Source organism: Sphaerisporangium rhizosphaerae (assembly GCF_042665155.1).
In the GTDB taxonomy this organism is placed as follows: Bacteria; Actinomycetota; Actinomycetes; order Streptosporangiales; family Streptosporangiaceae; genus Sphaerisporangium; species Sphaerisporangium rhizosphaerae.
This window is the reverse complement of record NZ_JBHTCG010000008.1, coordinates 261,620-278,117: the sequence shown is the minus strand read 5'-3', so window position 1 is coordinate 278,117 and position 16,498 is coordinate 261,620. Positions and strand designations below refer to the sequence as shown.

The 16,498-nt window shown below is 70.9% G+C and carries 11 protein-coding genes; 5 read left to right on the top strand and 6 right to left on the bottom strand.

Going from position 1 to position 16,498, the window contains the following annotated elements; genetic code table 11:
* Positions 1-5 precede the first annotated feature (5 nt).
* The 4 genes from ACFQSB_RS15105 to ACFQSB_RS15090 form a co-directional block, all read right to left on the bottom strand.
* Positions 6-908 carry a carbohydrate ABC transporter permease gene (locus ACFQSB_RS15105; RefSeq protein WP_354841710.1) on the bottom strand — a complete coding sequence of 301 codons (903 nt, stop codon included), beginning with the start codon at positions 906-908 and terminating at the stop codon, positions 6-8.
* Positions 905-2,281 carry a carbohydrate ABC transporter permease gene (locus ACFQSB_RS15100; protein WP_380827137.1) on the bottom strand — a complete coding sequence of 459 codons (1,377 nt, stop codon included), beginning with the start codon at positions 2,279-2,281 and terminating at the stop codon, positions 905-907. Before ACFQSB_RS15100 ends, ACFQSB_RS15105 begins: the two co-directional genes overlap by 4 nt.
* A gap of 197 nt (positions 2,282-2,478) precedes the next feature.
* Positions 2,479-3,804: an ABC transporter substrate-binding protein gene (locus ACFQSB_RS15095; protein WP_354916398.1), complete on the bottom strand. Its 1,326-nt coding sequence runs from the start codon at positions 3,802-3,804 to the stop codon at positions 2,479-2,481.
* Between the two features lie 83 nt (positions 3,805-3,887).
* Entirely contained in the window at positions 3,888-5,147 is a 1,260-nt protein-coding gene (locus ACFQSB_RS15090) for an ABC transporter substrate-binding protein (RefSeq protein ID WP_354841715.1), read from the bottom strand.
* 132 nt (positions 5,148-5,279) lie between these two features.
* Here ACFQSB_RS15090 and ACFQSB_RS15085 point away from each other — a divergent pair, with 132 nt between their 5' ends.
* The 4 genes from ACFQSB_RS15085 to ACFQSB_RS15070 all read left to right on the top strand — a co-directional run bounded on the left by ACFQSB_RS15085 (position 5,280) and on the right by ACFQSB_RS15070 (position 10,078).
* Positions 5,280-5,786, top strand: coding sequence for a PadR family transcriptional regulator (locus ACFQSB_RS15085; RefSeq protein ID WP_354841717.1), 507 nt, complete (start codon positions 5,280-5,282; stop codon positions 5,784-5,786).
* Positions 5,787-5,819: 33 nt separating this feature from the next.
* Entirely contained in the window at positions 5,820-6,590 is a 771-nt protein-coding gene (locus ACFQSB_RS15080; RefSeq protein WP_354841720.1) for an ABC transporter ATP-binding protein, read from the top strand.
* 203 nt (positions 6,591-6,793) lie between these two features.
* Entirely contained in the window at positions 6,794-9,058 is a 2,265-nt protein-coding gene (locus ACFQSB_RS15075; RefSeq protein ID WP_380827037.1) for an ABC transporter permease, read from the top strand.
* 165 nt (positions 9,059-9,223) lie between these two features.
* Positions 9,224-10,078: an SAM-dependent methyltransferase gene (locus ACFQSB_RS15070; protein WP_354841724.1), complete on the top strand. Its 855-nt coding sequence runs from the start codon at positions 9,224-9,226 to the stop codon at positions 10,076-10,078.
* 160 nt (positions 10,079-10,238) lie between these two features.
* On the opposite strand, the gene treS is transcribed toward ACFQSB_RS15070, so the two are convergent.
* Together treS and ACFQSB_RS15060 are read right to left on the bottom strand one after the other, a co-directional pair.
* Positions 10,239-11,927: a maltose alpha-D-glucosyltransferase gene (gene treS, locus ACFQSB_RS15065; protein ID WP_380827036.1), complete on the bottom strand. Its 1,689-nt coding sequence runs from the start codon at positions 11,925-11,927 to the stop codon at positions 10,239-10,241.
* A 304-nt stretch (positions 11,928-12,231) separates the two neighbouring features.
* Positions 12,232-13,971 (bottom strand): asparagine synthetase B family protein, encoded by a 1,740-nt coding sequence (locus ACFQSB_RS15060; protein WP_380827035.1) that lies wholly within the window; start codon positions 13,969-13,971, stop codon positions 12,232-12,234.
* A gap of 114 nt (positions 13,972-14,085) precedes the next feature.
* On the opposite strand from ACFQSB_RS15060, the gene ACFQSB_RS15055 reads away from it, so the two are divergent.
* On the top strand, positions 14,086-16,224 hold the full coding sequence (locus tag ACFQSB_RS15055; protein WP_380827034.1) for a hypothetical protein: 2,139 nt from the start codon (positions 14,086-14,088) through the stop codon (positions 16,222-16,224).
* The last annotated feature ends 274 nt before the right edge of the window (positions 16,225-16,498 follow it).

Here is a 16,498-nt window from a genome sequence, read left to right as displayed (position 1 = left end):
GGCGGTCACTTCACCGAGCCGGCGAGCAGGCCCTGGACGAAGTACCGCTGGAAGGAGAAGAACAGCACCAACGGGATGATCAGCGACAGGAAGGCGCCCGGCGCGAGGATGTCGACGTTGGTCCCGAACTGCCGCATTTGCGACTGCAGCGCCTTGGTCATCGGCTGGGCGTCGGTGTCGGCGAAGACCAGCGCGACGAGCAGGTCGTTCCACACCCACAGGAACTGGAAGATGCCGAGGGAGGCGACCGCAGGCTTGGCCAGCGGGAACACCACCGTCGCGAAGATCTTCCACTCCGCCGCGCCGTCCATGCGCGCGGCCTCCAGCAGCTCCTTGGGGATGCCGACGAAGAAGTTGCGCAGCAGGAAGATGGCGAACGGCAGCCCGAACGCGACGTGGAACAGCACCACGCCCGGGATGGAGCCGAAGATGCCCACCGCCCCGTACATCTTGGCGATCGGGATCAGCGCGATCTGGATCGGCACCACCAGCAGGGCGATGACCACCATGAACAGCGCGTCGCGCCCGGGGAACTCGATCCAGGCGAACGCGTACCCCGCCATGGCGGCGAACCCGATGACCAGGATGGTCGCGGGCACCGTGATCGCCACGGTGTTCCAGAACGACGAGGTGAACCCGGTCGCCAGCAGGTTGCTGTAGTTCTCGAAGGTGAGCTGTGCGGGCTTGGTGAAGAAGGTCCACCATCCGCTGGAGTTGTTGTCGGTGTCGCCGCGCAGCGACACCACCAGCAGGCCCAGCGTGGGCAGCAGCCAGAACAGGGCCAGCACGATCAGGACGAGCTGGACCAGCCCGCCGCCGGCCCGGTCGATGATCCGGGAGAGCATCCCGCGCCGGAGCGCGCCGGCGTTGCTGGTCGTGCCAGGCTGGGACGCGGTGAGGGTCGTCATGCCTGCTCCCTCCGGAACCGCCGGATATTGATGATCATGAATGGCAGGACCAGCACGAGCAGGAAGATCGCCAGCGCGCTGCCCAGTCCCTGGTTCCCGCCGCCGCCGAAGGAGACCCGCCACATCTCCAGCGCGATGACGTTGGCGTTCGGCTGCACCGATCCCGGGGCGATGACGAAGACCAGGTCGAAGACCTTCAGGGTGTTGATGATCATCGTGACCAGGACGACGAGCAGCACCGGGGACAGCAGCGGGATGGTGATGCGGCGGAACACCTGCCACTCGGTCGCGCCGTCGATGCGGGCCGCCTCCAGGGCGTCACGCGGGATGGCCGACAGGCCCGCCGCGATCAGCACCATGGCGAACCCGGCCCACACCCAGATGAACGCGCCGATGATGGCCGGAGTGATCAGTGCGGGGCCGAGCCAGGTGAGCCCGCCGAACGGCTGGGCGAAGTTCGACTGCGGCAGTCGCACCTGGTAGGAGCCCGCGGGGAGCCCGGAGAAGTGGAAGGTGCCGTCGGCCGCCGTCGTGGCGGTGGCCTTGACCGCGCCGCCCGAGACCGCCTCGACGGTCACCTCGGGCATGCCCTTCTCGTTGCCGTCGATCTGGTTGACCGTCCCCCCGCCGGGGGTGAAGTCCAGCCAGACCGTGCCGGACAGCTCTCCGGGCGCGGCGGCGGCGGGCTTGGCCTTGGCGGCGCCCGCGGGCAGGGCGTCCGGCTTCATGCCCACCAGCGGGATGACGACCTGCTGCCCCGCCTGGGCGGGCTGCCGGGTGAGCACCGCGCCCTTGTCCGCCACCACCGGCGCCTGGTCGTTCTCCCGGGGACGCGCGCCGGGGTAGCCGCTGCTGGAGGCGAACACGTCGTGCACCGAGGTGATGATGGCGTTGGCGACGCCCTTGTCGGGGTCCTGCTCGTAGACCAGGCGGAAGATGACGCCGGAGGCGAGCAGCGACACCGCCATGGGCATGAACACGACCAGCTTGAACGCGGTCGCCCAGCGCACCCGCTCGGTCAGCACCGCGAAGATGAGGCCGAGGACGGTGACCAGGCTCGGGGCGACCACGACCCAGATCAGGTTGTTCCTGATCGTGGTGAGGGTGCCCGAGTCGCTGAAGATGGCGCCGTAGTTCGAAAGGCCGACGAACGTGCCGCCGTTGGCGTCGTACAGGCTGCGGATGATGGAGTAGATGATCGGGTAGACCACCCAGGCGCCGAGCAGGACGAACGCCGGGAGCAGGAACAGCGCGGCCGCCTTGGGCGAGGGGCCGAGGTTGCCCGAGCGGCCGTAGGCCACCTTGGGCGCGGCGCTGCCCGTGGCGAGCTCCGGCGGCGCGGCGCTCGTCGTGCCGTCCTCGCCGGAGGCCACGTCCTCGAGCGTGGGATGCGCTTTCCCGGCCGGCGCGGCGGGGCCGGTCAGGTCGTTCGCCGTGGTCGGTTCCGTGGTCTCTTCTGGGGTCTCTTCTGGGGTCTCTTCTGGTCCGGGGGAGGCCCCGCGGGCGACGACCTCGTCGTCGCCGCGCGGGGTCTGCGGGCCGTCCAACCGTTCGGTCACGGCCTGCGTCCCTACTTCTTCCAGGCCTTGGCGGCGTCGGCCTCGAGCTTCTCCTGCGCGCCCTTGATGTCCTTGGGGTCGCGCAGGAAGTCCTGCAGGTCCTTCCACTCGCCCTTGCCGTCTGTGCCGCCGAAGGCGCTCGGCGCCAGGTCGGACATGTCGTACCGGACGGCCTCGCCGGCCGAGATGATCGTCTGCGCGAGCTGCTTGGTCAGCGGGTCAGGGTAGTTGTCGGGCGAGACGTTGCGGTTCGGGGACAGGTAGCCGGGGTTCTTCGCCCAGATCGAGCCGCCCTCGGCGGAGGCGAGGTACTCCAGCAGCGCCATGGCGCCCTTGGAGTCCTTCATCGCCACCGCGACGTCGCCGCCGAGCACCACCGGGGCGGTGTCGCCGGCCTTCGGGAACGGCATGATCTTGGCGTCCTCGCCGACCTTGGCGCCGGACTGGACGGCCGAGGAGGCGACGAAGTCGGCCTCGATCACCATGGCGGCCTTCTTCTGGCCGTAGACCTGGGTGGCGCAGGTCGGGAAGTCGGTCTGCAGGGCGCCGGAGGAGCCGCCGAGCATGAACTCCTTCTTGCCGAAGATCTGCGCCATCTTCTCCAGCGCGGTGGTCACCGAGGCGTCGGTCCACGGGATCTCGTGCTTGGACAGCTTGTCGTAGTTGTCCGGGCCCGCGGTGGAGAGGTAGACGTTCTCGAACAGGTCGGTGAGCGTCCAGCCGGAGGCGGCGCACAGCGCGAACGGGGCGGTGCCGGAGTCCGCCAGCGTCTGGGCGGTCTTGGTGATCAGCTCGTCCCACGTGGTCGCGGGCTGGGCGCCGGCGTCGTCGAAGGCGGGGGCGCGGTACCAGATCATGGACTTGTGTGCGGCCTTGACCAGCACGCCGTACACCTGGCCGCCGGCCGAGCCGAGGCTCTTCCAGTACGGGGTGTAGTTCTGGTCGATCTGGGCCTGCACCTCGGTCGACAGCGGCTTCAGGGCCTTCTGGTCGGCGTACTGCTGCACCAGACCGGGCTGCGGCAGGACCGCGACGTCGGGCGGGTTGCCGCCCTGGATGCGCGGGCCGAGGTAGGCGCCGGTGTCCTCACCGGTCGAGGCGTAGGTCACCTTGGCGCCGGTCTTCTCCTCGAAGGCGGTGAGCACCTTCTGGAAGTACTTCTGCTCGTCGCCGGTCCACTTGGCCGCGATCTCGATCGTCGTCCCCGCGAGGGACTTGGCGGCCGGGGCGCTGCTGCCGCCGGCGCTGGCGGAAGGCGTGGTCTCGCCGGACTGACCGCCGCACGCGGTGGCCGCGAGCATGAGCCCGGCCACCACCGCAGTCGTCTTGGCACGCATGATGGTGCTACCTCCTGTTGAGGCCCAGAAAGCGAATATCGGATTTTTGGGATGAAGGGATGCGCGGGGGGATCGCCCTCGCTCTATGGGGTGCGAATGATCTCGCTGAGCTGTTGCTTCAGGGTCGCGACGGTCTCGTCGCTGGGTTTCCTGAGGTTGAGCGCGTCGGAGACGGCGCTCGAGATCACCAGGCTGACCTGGTCGTATTTGGAGGAGACCGGCCGGGGCCGGGCGGACATGATGCTCTGCTTGAGCACCGGGAGATACGGATAACGCCTGATGAGGGCCGGGTCGTCGTACAGCTCGGCCCACACCGGGGGGAAGGAGCCCTCGGTGAGCACGCTGCGCTCGTTGGCCAGGCCGGTGAAGTAGCGGATGAAGTCCAGCGCCGACTTCTGGTGCTTGGAGTAGGCGCTTATGGCCAGGTTGAGCCCGCCGAGCGTGCTCGACCCCGGCCCGTCGAGGCCGGGCAGCCGGGTCACCGCGAACTTGCCGGCGATGCCGGACCGGGTGGCCGGCCCGTACGCGTGCGGCCAGTTGCGGGCGAACAGCAGCTTGCCCTGCTGGAACGCCAGCCGGGACTCCTCCTCCTTGTAGGAGAGGGACTCCTGCGGGATCCAGCCCTGGCGCAGCCCGCCGACCAGGAAGTCCAGCCCGGTGGCGGCGGTGCGGAGGTCGAGGGTGACCCTGGTGCCGTCCGGGCTGAGGATCTCGCCGCCCGCCGACTGCACGGCTTCGGCGAAGTTGACGGTGAGGCCCTCGTAGGGCAGGAACTGGCCGGCGTAGCCGTCCAGCTTGTACTTCCTGCCGAGGCGGACGGCCTGCTCGCGCAGCTCGGCCCAGGTCTTCGGCGGCTTGAGGTGCTCGGCGGACAGGATGTCCTTGCGGTAGTAGAGCAGCCCCGCGTTGCTGGTGTAGGGCACCGCGTAGAGCTTGCCCTGGTACAGGGCGGTGTCCACGACCGGCTGCAGCAGCTTGTCCAGGGGGAACATGCTGCGGTCGAGCGGGACGATCCAGCCCGCGTCGGCGAACTCCGCCGTCCAGACCACGTCGAGCCCGAGCACGTCGTAGCGCTCGCTCCTGGCCTGGAGGTTGGCCACCATCTGGGCCCGCTGCTCGTCGGCGGCCTCGGGCAGTTCCAGGAGGCTGACCTGCTCCTTGGGGTGCTCCCGGTTCCACTTGTCGATGAGGGGCTGCATGTAGCCGGTGGTGTCGCGCCCGGTGGCGAAGGTCATCGGCCCGGTGCCGTCGGTGCCCCCGGTCTGCACCGCGTCGCCCTCGCCCAGCCCGGCGCAGCCGCTGACCAGCAGCGCTGCGACGAGTACGGGGGCCAGGCGGCGCAACGTGTCCTCCGGATGTTGATTGGGTTACATGCGTGTTATGTAGATGCATGCATGTTATGCATAGCGATAATGTGGACGTCAACGGATTGGTCCGTAACACATAGGTAACGCGAGGCCCGAGGGAGGTGGGGCGTGCGGCTCCAGCTGCTGGCGCTCCTGGCGAAGGAACCTGCCCACGGGTACGAGCTGAAACAGGCGCTCGAACAGATCTTCGGCACCGCCTACCCGTCGCCCAACATCGGGCAGATCTACGTCACCCTCGGCAGGCTCGAGAAGGACGGCCTGATCCGCAGCGTCGACGTCGAGCAGTCCAACCGCCCGAACAAGAAGGTCTACTACTGCACCGCCCAGGGCCGCGAGGCGCTGGACGAGTGGGTCGACTCGCCCACCGAGGGGCCGCGGGTGAGGGACGAGTTCTTCATGAAGCTCGTGCTCGCCCCCATGACCGGCATCGCCGACCGCATGGCGCTGATCAACCGGCAGCGCCGGCATTACCTCGCTATCATGCGCGATCTGGTAGAACTCGCCGAACAGACCGATCAGGACAACCGCCCGGCGCACCTGCTGATCGAAGGCGCCATGCTCCATCTCCAGGCGGATCTCGACTGGCTGGAGCGCTGCCAGGAGGATCTGCTCTGACGAAGTGAACCAAGGAAAAGTGGTGAGTGACCAGTGACCACCGCGCCCCCCGGCCCGCCCCACCCGGCGACGCCCGCGTTGCACACGGTCAACCTGGTGAAGATCTACCAGACCGGCGGCCTGCCGGTGCCCGCCGTACGGAGCGTCGACCTGCGGGTCGAGCGCGGGGAGTTCGTGGCCATCATGGGGCCGTCGGGCTCGGGCAAGTCGACGCTGGTCCACATGCTCGGCGGCCTGGACACCCGCACCAGCGGCGAGATCTGGATCGACGGCCAGCGCGCCGACACCCTCAACGAGAGCGCCTGGGCCATCCTGCGCCGCCAGAAGATCGGCTTCGTCTTCCAGTTCTTCAACCTCGTCGACAACATGACCGTCGCCGACAACGTCGAGCTTCCCGCCCTGCTGGCCGGCGCGTCCCCCAAGCACGCGCGCGAGCGCAGGGAGTACCTCCTGTGCGAGCTGAACCTCACCGACAAGGCCGACTCCGCGCCGGGCCGGCTGTCCGGCGGCGAGCAGCAGCGCGTCGCCCTCGCCCGCGCGCTCGCCAACCAGCCGCAGGTCCTGCTGGCCGACGAGCCCACCGGCAACCTCGACAGCCGCAACACCCGCGACGTGCTGCGCCTGCTCGGCCAGGTCCACCGGCAGGGCCAGACGATCGTCATGGTCACCCATGACGCCCGCGTCGCCGGCCTGGCCGACCGGGTCGTCACCCTCCTGGACGGCCAGGTCGTCGACGACGGCGCCATCGCCCCGGTGCGCCGCCGCAAGGGCGGCCCCGGCGACGTAGTGGAGCTGCGCGGATGAGGCGTGCTCATGGCGCTCGCTGCGCTCGCGCGGGGCGAAGCCGCCCTTCAGCCGGCGCTCTTCAGTCGTCAGCCGGAAGCGCTCGTTCCTCGCACTTCCGGCTTCCTCCCTCAGAGCACCGGCGCGGCTTCGCCCGAGTGGGCGAGCGATATGAACACGGCTGAGGGGCGATCGCGCTCGCTTCGCCCGAGTGAGCCGGTGCTATGAATACTGCCGAGAGGCGGTGGATCAGGGCCGATCTGCGGGCGCGGCGGGCGCAGGCGGTGCTCACCGTGCTGGTGGTCGCCGGCATCGTCACCGCGCTGATCACCGCGGCCACGCTGCTGGAGGACGGCACCAACCCCTGGCGGGGCCTGTTCACGCGGGGCAACGGCGCGCACGTCTGGCTGCACACCAGGGACGCCCCGGACCCGGCGGCGCTCAAGGCGCTGGACGGCGTCACCGACGTGGCGGGCCCGTACCGCAGCGCGCCCGCGACGCTCGTCCAGGGAGGGAAGAAGACGCCCGTCGCCCTGCAGGAGATGAGCGCCGTCCTGCCCTCGGTGGGCCGGCCCGTCCTGCGGGAGGGCCGCTGGCTCGACCCGGGAGACGCCAACGGCGTGGTCGTCGAACGCTCCTTCGCCCGCGCGGCCGGGCTGCGCACCGGCGGCCCGTTCACGGTCATCGGCCTGAACGGCGCCACGCACGGCCTGCGGGTGATCGGGCTGGCCGAGAGCGGCGACCAGGGCTTCTACCCCGAATGGACGCCGGGCGTCGCCTGGACCCTGGCCGCGACGCTGGAGCAGGTCGAGCCGGCGCTCGGCCGCAGCGAGTCGGTGACCGGTCTTCGCCTGGCCGACCCGGACGACACCTCGCTCATCGTCCAGCGCACGATCACCAAGCTGGCCGGCCAGGTGCAACGCGTGTCTACCTGGCGCGAGGTGCAGGCGTCGATGGAACTGGACAACCGGCTGCTGGGCGTGCTGCTGGCGCTGTTCGGCGTCGCCGGGCTGGTGGCGGCGGCGCTCGCCATCGCGAACGCGACCGGCGCGCGGGTGCTCACCCAGCGGCGCGACATCGCGACGCTCAAATCCCTCGGGTTCACCCGCCGCCAGGTGGTCCGCATGCTCGTCGTCGAGCACGGCACGCTGGGGATGGCCGGCATCGCGGCCGGGGTGCTGATCGGCCGGCTGATCACCGCCTACGCGCTGGCGGACACGGTGGTGGTGCCGCTGTCCTCGGCGCCGCTGCTGGCGATCGCCTTCGGCACGGCGCTGGTGGTGCTGGTCGCGGTCTGGCTGCCCGCCTGGCGCGGCGGCCGCACGCCGCCGCTCCCGGCCGCGCCGGTGACCCCGCCGCGCGGCCATCTGTCGCGCATGGCCCGCCTGGCGCTGCTGGTACGGCTGCCGCCGGCGCTGGTGCTCGGAGCCAGGGACGCCTTCACCCGCAGGCTGCCGGCGCTGCTGACGGCGTTCGGGCTGGCCATCCCGATGATGCTGATCACCATCGGCCTCGGCGTCTGGGCGACGCTGGACGGCTTCAAGGCCCATCCGGAACAGGTCGGCCAGGCCGCCGTCCTGACCGTCCGGCCGGGGAGCGTGCCCGCGACGGACGCCGGCCGGCGCGCGCTGGCCGACGCCGACGTGGTGGCCGCCTATCCGGGGACGGAGGTCGACGCGCTGGTCCCCGGGCAGACGCGCACGGTGCGCACCCGCGCGCTCGGCACGGTCACCGACCCCTACCCGTACTCGGTGGTCGAGGGCCGGCTGTACCGCGACCGGGGCGAGGCCGTGGCCGGGCAGGGCCTGCTCGACCTGCTGCACGTGCGCATCGGCGACCGCACCCGGCTGACCATCGGCGGCACCCCGCTGATCGTCCGCATCGTCGGGCGGGTGCTGGAGCCCGAGCAGGACGGCGAGGTGCTCTCGGTGCCGCTGGACACCCTGGCGCCCAAGGACGCGCTGCCGCCGCAGTACTACAGCCTGGCACTGCGGCACGGCGCCGACCCGGCCGGCGTGCGCGCCCGCCTGCAGGAACAGGGGCTTGAGGTGTCGCAGGCGGTGAACCCGGCCGACCGGCTGTCGGTGATCCGGGTGATCATCGTGGCGCTCGTCGCGGTGCTGGCGTTGCTGGGGCTGGCCAACCTGCTGACGGCGAGCGCCGTGGGGCTGCGCGACCACGCCCGGGACCTGGCGGTGCTGAAGGCCATGGGCCTGACCCCACGCCAGGTCATGGGCACGCTGGTGACCGGCACGGGGCTGCTGGTGGCGCTCGGCGTCGGCGTGGGCGCGGCGGCGGGGGCACTGGTCTCCTCCGGCCTCATCGACCTGCAGGGCGCGGCCAGCGGCATCGGCGCGGGCATCGGACGGGCGCCCGGGCCGGCGACGCTGCTGCTGGCCATGGTCACGGCCATCGGGGCGTCCCTGCTGGTGGCCCTGATCCCCGCCCGTAAGGCCGCCCGCGCCAGGGTGCCGGTGACCCCGCGTTAGAGCGGGTCCCGCGATTCGACCGCCGGTGGCCATCCATTCTTCCCCGACGCCAGGGCGTTATCGGTGACTCAGTGGCGATATCCAGATAAATCTGGTTGTGCGCGCTAACATATGCCTCGATCCCGGTGCGTTTCGCGGGCCGGTGGAGACAGGGTGGGGATGAGCGTGTCCGATCGTGAAGACTGGAACTGGGCCAAGAGCGACGATGCCGGGCTGCCGCCCGAAATAGACACCTCTAAGCCGAGTATCGCCCGTGTTTACGATTTCTTCCTGGGCGGCAAGGACAACTTCGCCGTCGACCGGCAGATCGGCGAGATGACGCTGAGCATCGTCCCCGACGCCAAGGAGGCCGGCCAGGCCAACCGGCGGTTCCTGCGACGGGCCGTGCACTACTTGGCCGCAGAAGAGGGCATCCGCCAGTTCATCGATCTCGGATCCGGGCTGCCGACCCAGGGCAACGTCCACCAGATCGCCCAGGAGGTCGACCCGGCGGCGCGCGTGGTCTACGTGGACAACGACCCGATCGTCCTCGCGCACGGCCGGGCACTGCTGGCCACCAACGACACCACCACCGTCATCCAGGCCGACGTCCGTGAGCCGGAGGCGATCTACGCCAACGCCACGCTGCAAAGGTTCATCGACTTCAGCGAACCGGTCGGCTTGCTGCTGTTCAGCATCCTGCACCACCTGAACGACGACGAGGACCCGTGGAGCATCGCCGCCCGGCTGCGCGACCCGCTCCCGTCGGGCAGCTTCCTGGCCATGTCGAACTTCTTCGACGCGCAGGACGAGCACCCTGAGTCGCACAAGCAGGCCGAGGTCATGGAGAAGGTCTTCAACGAGCACCTGGGCACCGGAAGGTGGCGCACCCGCGAGGAGCTCATGGGCTTCATCGGCGACTTCGAGCTGCTGGAGCCCGGCCTGGTGCCGCTCGCGGACTGGCGCGCCGACCCCGGGGAGTCCTGGGAGCGCTCGGCCACCTACTACACCTTCAGCGGCGCCGTCGCCCGCAAGCCGTAACCCGCCGCATCCTGGGACGAAGCCGGCGCCCTCGCGCCGGCTTTCTTCTTCGACGATCGCGGGGCCGGAGCCGTCACCCCGCGGGCCCGGCGCCCGAGGCCGGTCCGCCTCGGAGTGGGAGAAGCCGTCGGCGCTTCCCCCACTCTTCCAGGGCCGTCCTCTAGGGGCGGGTGAGCGAGAACCAGTAGAAGCCGTGCCCGGGCAGCGTCAGCAGGTAGGGCAGCTCGCCGATGACCGGGAAGCTCACCCCGCCCCGGCACTCGACCGGCGTCATGCCCGTGAACCGGCGCAGGTCCAGCTCGACCGGCTGAGGGTGCTTGGAGAGGTTGTTCACGCACAGCATGCGGTCGTCGCCCTCCTCGCGCACGAAGGCCAGCACGCTGTAGTTCGGCGACCACAGCTCGGTGTAGGCGCCGGTGCCGAACACCGGGTGCTCCCGCCGCACCGCCAGCATCTTCCTGGTGAAGTGCAGCAGTGACGAGCCGCTCTTCATCTGGGCCTCGACGTTGACGGCCTGGTAGCCGTAGATCGGGTCCATGACGGCCGGCAGGTACAGCCGTCCGGGGTCACCGCCGGAGAAGCCGGCGTTGCGGTCCGGGCTCCACTGCATCGGCGTGCGGACCGAGTCGCGGTCCTCCAGCCAGATGTTGTCGCCCATGCCGATCTCGTCGCCGTAGTACATGACGGGGGAGCCCGGCATGGACAGCAGCAGCGCGGTGAACAGCTCGATCTGGTCGCGGTCGTTCTCCAGCAGCGGCGCGAGGCGGCGGCGGATGCCCAGGTAGGCGCGCATGCGCGGGTCCTTGGCGTACTCCGCGTGCATGTAGTCGCGCTCTTCCTCGGTCACCGTCTCGAGGGTCAGCTCGTCGTGGTTGCGGAGGAAGATGCCCCACTGGGCGTTCTCCGGGAGCTTGGGGGTGCGCGACATGATCTCGGAGATCGGCTCGCGCGACTCGCGGCGCACCGCCATGAAGATGCGCGGCATCAGCGGGAAGTGGAAGGCCATGTGGCACTCGTCGCCGCCGGTCGTCGGGTCGCCGAAGTACTCCACGACGTCCTCGGGCCAGCCGTTGGCCTCGGCCAGCAGCACCCGGTCGGGGTACAGGCGGTCCACCTCGGCCCTGACGCGCCTGAGGTAGGCGTGGGTCTCGGGCAGGCCGGAGCAGGCGGTGCCCTCGCGCTCGAACAGGTAGGGCACCGCGTCCAGGCGGAAGCCGTCGATGCCCAGGTCGAGCCAGAACCGCAGGACCTCCAGCATGGCGTCCTGGACGGCGGGGTTCTCGTAGTTCAGGTCGGGCTGGTGGTGGAAGAACCGGTGCCAGTAGTACTGCCCGCGCACCGGGTCGTAGGTCCAGTTGGACTCCTCGGCCCCGACGAAGATGATCGGCGCGTCGGGGTAGCGCGTGGGGTCGTCCGACCAGACGTAGAAGTCGCCGTAGGGGCCGGTGGGGTCGTGCCGGGACGCCTGGAACCAGGGGTGCTTGTCGCTGGTGTGGTTCATCACCAGGTCGGTGATGATGCGCAGGCCCCGCTTGTGCGCCTGCTCGATCAACTCCACGAAGTCGGCCAGGTCGCCGAACTCCTGGAGGATCTTCATGTAGTCGGCGATGTCATAGCCGCCGTCGCGCAGCGGCGACTCGTACAGCGGCAACAGCCACAGGCAATCGACGCCCAGCCACTGCAGGTAGTCGAGTTTCTCGATCAACCCGCGCAGGTCGCCGGTGCCGTCACCGTTGGAGTCACGGAAGCCGCGGACCAGAACCTCGTAGAAGACGGCTCTCTTGTACCACCGGGGGTCGGATGAGATGAAGTCTTCGGAAACGGATTCCGGGCATGGTGAAGCGCTCATAGGTATCGCTCGCATCAAGGGAGTAGGGCGGTACAACACAGGGGCTCGCGCCGACGGAGCCGTCATCCCTGCGGCTCCCGCCCGACGCCGTCACCGAAGGGGTGGCTCGGTGCTCAGCGTGTTTCGGCGCTGTTTCGCCGAAGACTAGCAGGCCATTAGGGTCCCTCGAAGTCGATCAGTGGAGGTCACCCAGCGTGCCAACCGCGTAATCGACCGCACTCCCTCGAATGCTCGCGTATTTCGGCCGCCACCCTCCGTGTCCCCGCTGATGGGACGCGGAATTCGCCGGTATTAGGGAAACGGTTCACAATGTCTGCGCCCACGGTGGCGTGAGGTCGCCCAGCGCGTCTTCGTAGTCGGTCAGCCAGGAACCGAAAAGCACCAATCCACGGAGCCAGAACCGCGAGTTCCACGACCCGAACGCCGTCAGGGCGTCCGGGCCCCGCTCGACCGCCTCCAGCATCGGACCCGACATCAGCCCGGGCACCGTCGCGGCCTTCACCAGCATGCGGTGGTTCCACTCGCGCGCGGCCGGGCCGTTCGAGCGCAGCGGCACCCGCCGGTGCGGCAGCGCCCCGTTGGTCGACGGCAGGGCGGCGACCCGCCGGTTGGCCGCCGTCAGGATCTCCCGGTAGAACCGCCCGCCCTCCTTGCGGTCCACCGGCACCGACAGGGCGGCGTCGAAGAACTCCGGGTGCAGGAACGGGAAGACCGGGGTGATCTCCGGGCCCACCAGGTTCACCGGGGAACGGGCGATGCCGCGCGCGGTGCGGGTGTGCAGCACGCTCAGCGGCAGCTCCGAGCGGTGCCCGCGCAGCATGGACGTCGCCTGGCCGAACGCCGCGCCCACCCGGTCGTCCACGAAGGCCAGCGCCCGGTCCGACAGCATCGGGACGTGCGGCTCGCCGGTCGCCAGCGCCGACAGCAGGGCGGCCTGCCGGTCGGCCGAGGTGCCCGCTCCCACGGCGTCGGCGGTGATGAGGAAGTTCTTCATCAGCGGCCCGCCCGCCAGCCCGTCCACGACCGCCCGTCCCGCCCGGTGCACCTCGCGGGCGAAGGGGGAGTACCAGGCGTGGTGGCTGGTCAGGTACTCCAGCCTGCGCGCCGCCCACCGCGCCTCGCCGGGGTAGGCCGCGGCGTCCTGCGGGACGACCCGGTGCGGGATGCCGAGCTCGCGGGTGACGTGGCGGGCGAAGTCGATGTCGTTGTCCAGCCCGTCGTCCGGGCTCGTCGTCCAGGACACCACGTCCATCTTGCGGGCCACCGCCACCGAGGCGAGCAGCCGCGAGTCGTACCCGCCGCTCACCGGCACCAGCAGCGGCCGGTCGTCGAAGGGCTTGAGCGCCTCGTGCAGCAGCGCGACGATGTCCCCTCCGGTGACGCCCCGGTCGAAGGGCTCCTCGCGCACCCAGCGGGGGGCGCGCCTGTCCACGCCGATCCTGCGCGCGGAGCGGGACCACACCAGGGCGGTCGCGCCGGGCAGCCGCCTGACCTGCCGGTAGGGGGTGTCCTCAAGCAGCGGGTAGGTCAGCTTGAAGATGGCCGCCCAGGCGTCCCAGTTCACCTCGTGCGGCCGGCGGGCCAGGGCCAGCAGCGGCTCGATGTTGCCCGCGAAGTAGACGGCGTCGCCCTCCGGGCCCGGCTCGGTCAGGTAGTACACGTCGATCAGCCCGAAGGCGCCGGTGTGCAGGGTCACTGTGTCGGGCTCGTCGATCAGGCCGGGCGTCTCCCACGTCTCGGCCACCGCCCACCACGGCATGGCGCCGGACGGCCGGCCCTCCGCCCACGCGAACCGCGCCCCGCCGCTCGCCGGGTGTCCGAGGGCGGCGTCCTGGCCGGCGTCGTGGTCGGTGGGCGGTCTCGGCGGGGCCGCGTAGGGGGCCACGGGGGCCGAGCTCAGCAGGGCGGCCCCGGCGGCCCGGTAGACCTCGCGCACGGCCGGGCCCGCACCGGCGAGCAGTCGCAGCCGGTCGGGGTCGTAGGCGCCGATGGCGCCGCAGACGTACGGCCGCGCGGCGTACTCCGGCCACTTCCCGTTGCGCACTGTGACGTCTCCCCTCAGCGAGTACCTGCCGAGTGTACGGACTTGCGGCGGTTCGAGATGGTCGGGCCGGATCTGCGATTATTCTTGCTCGACGTCTGGGGACACGGTGATGGCATGAGTGAAGAGTTGGAGAGCACCCGTCGGGCCCTCGAAGCGGCCGTGGCGGCGGCTTCGGGCGCGGCCGAGCTCACCCGCCTGCTGGCCGACTACCAGGAACGGCTCGCCCGCGCCGCCGTCTCGGAGGCCGAGGCGCTCACCCGCCTGCGCGAGACCGAGGCCAGGCTGAAGACCGCCGAGCGGCAGGTCGCCCAGCTCGCCAAGAACCTCGCCGAGCAGCGGTACCAGACCGAGGTCGCCCAGTGGCGCCTTGAGTCGGTGCAGGCCAGCCGGTGGTCCAAGCTCGGCGACGCCATCCACACCAAGAACCCCGGCGAGGTCGCCCGCACCCTGCGCGCCCCCGTCGGCAAGCGTCCCGCGCCCAGGCGCTCCGACTTCGCCCCCACCCCGCCCGCCGTCGAAACCGCGCCGGTGGCGGCCGTCACGCCGCAGACCGCCGGCCCCGAGGTCTCCACGGCGATGGCCGAGGGCTTCGTCGTGCCCAAGGGCCCGCTGACCCGGCCGTACCTGACCGTCGCCGCCATCGTGGACCGGCAGTCGGAGGCCCTGTTCCGGTACGAGTGGCGGCAGGTCACCAACTTCGGCCCGGACAACTGGCAGGCCATGCTCGACCAGCACCGGCCGCACCTGCTGTTCGTGGAGTCCGTTCAGGCCGGGCCGCGCCAGGGCAACGGCGGCCGGTGGCTGGAGGAGCTCGCCGGGCGCTCCCGCGGGCTGCGCGACCTGGTCGAGGAGTGCTCCCGCCGGGGCATCCGCACGATCTTCTGGCACTCCGGCGGCCCCGTCTCGACCGCCGTCCCGATGGCCTCCTACTTCGACCACGTGCTCGCCACCTCCGAGGCCAGGGCGCGCGAATGGCGCGCCGCGCTGCGCCACGACCGCGTCGGCATCCTGCCGCACGCCGTGCAGCCGCGCGTCCACAACCAGATCCCCGCCGCCGAGGGACGGCACGGGGTAGGCCTGCTCGGCACGGCCACGCAGGCCGCGGAGGTGCCGCCGGAGGCCGGGTGGCGGCCGCTGGTCACCCCCAAGGCCACCTACGACGACCTGCTGACGGCCTACCGTTCCGTCTCGATGGTGCTCGCCGGGCCGGACGCCGACGCGCGGACCGTCGAGGAGGTCTCCGCCTGCGGTACGCCGATCATGCAGCTCACCGCCCCGGTCGACCAGGCGTCACTGCCGGCGGCGCTCGATTCCGTCCGCGACTACCTCGCCGCCGAGGCCGAGTGCGCCTCCGAGGCCCACCTGGCCTGGCGCTCCACCGTGCCGGTGACCCCGCTGCTCGACCCGATCCTGGACACCGCCGGGCTCGCCTCGGTGCGCAACTCCGCCGCCGTCACCGCCATCGCCGCCGTCTTCGGCGCGGCCGAACTGGACAACCTGCTGGCCCAGCTCGAACGCCAGGCCCACGCCCCCGGTCAGCTCGTCATCGTCACCGACGGCCTGGACACCGCCGTCGTGGAAAAGGCCGTCCGCGACCGCCTCTCCGGCATCCAGCGGCCCGGCCACCCCTTCGGAGACCCCCCGGTGACCGGCTCTCCCGAGACGGCGCACTCGCCCGCAAAGACGGGCCTGTCCGAAACGGCCCACTCACTCGGAAAGACGGGCCTGTCCGGGGTGGCCGGCTCGCCGGGATTCGAGGACCTGATCGTCCGTGCGGCCGGCTCGCCCCTGACCCGGGGCGCCGCGCTCGACCGCGCACTGCGTCTGGCGGACGGCGACCTGGTGGCCGTCCTGGACCCTCGCGACCTGTACGGCGAGCACTACCTGGCCGACCTGTCGCGGTACTTCGCCGCCGTCGACGCCGAGATCGTCGGCAAGGCGTCCTTCTACGCGCACATCGCCGACACCGGCGCCACCCTGCTGCGCCAGCCCGGAGCCGAGCACCGCTTCCTGCCCGAACTCGGCGGCGCCACCCTGCTCGCCCGCCGTCCCGCCCTGGTCGAGCTCGGCATCGCCGACATGTCAGAGGAATGGGACGAGGTCCTCATGCGGCAGTGCCGCACCGACGGCGTCCGCGTCTACTCCGCCGACCGCTTCTCCTACCTCTGCCGCCGCCCCTCCACCGAAGGCCGCCTCCTCACCTCCGCCCACTTCGAAGGCTACGTCCAACCCCACCCCCTGGCCCTGATCTAGCCGCTTCCAGGCAAAGGTTCTCGCCCACGCGCGCTGCGCGCACTCCGGCTCGGCCTGTGCTCCCCAGGGGGCTCCGCCCCCTTCGACCCCCGATCGAGGGGCTCCGCCCCTCGAGCTCCCCCGACCGGGAGCCTGTGAGGCGGATCCGCGCTCCGATCGCATGGCGTCATGCTGGGCCTTGAGAGGATGACGTCGTGCTGCAAGCCGTGCGTCAGAGCTCAGTGCCGCCGCCGGCGGTCGCAGCAGGGGCGACGGTCGGCGGAGTTCCGCCCAC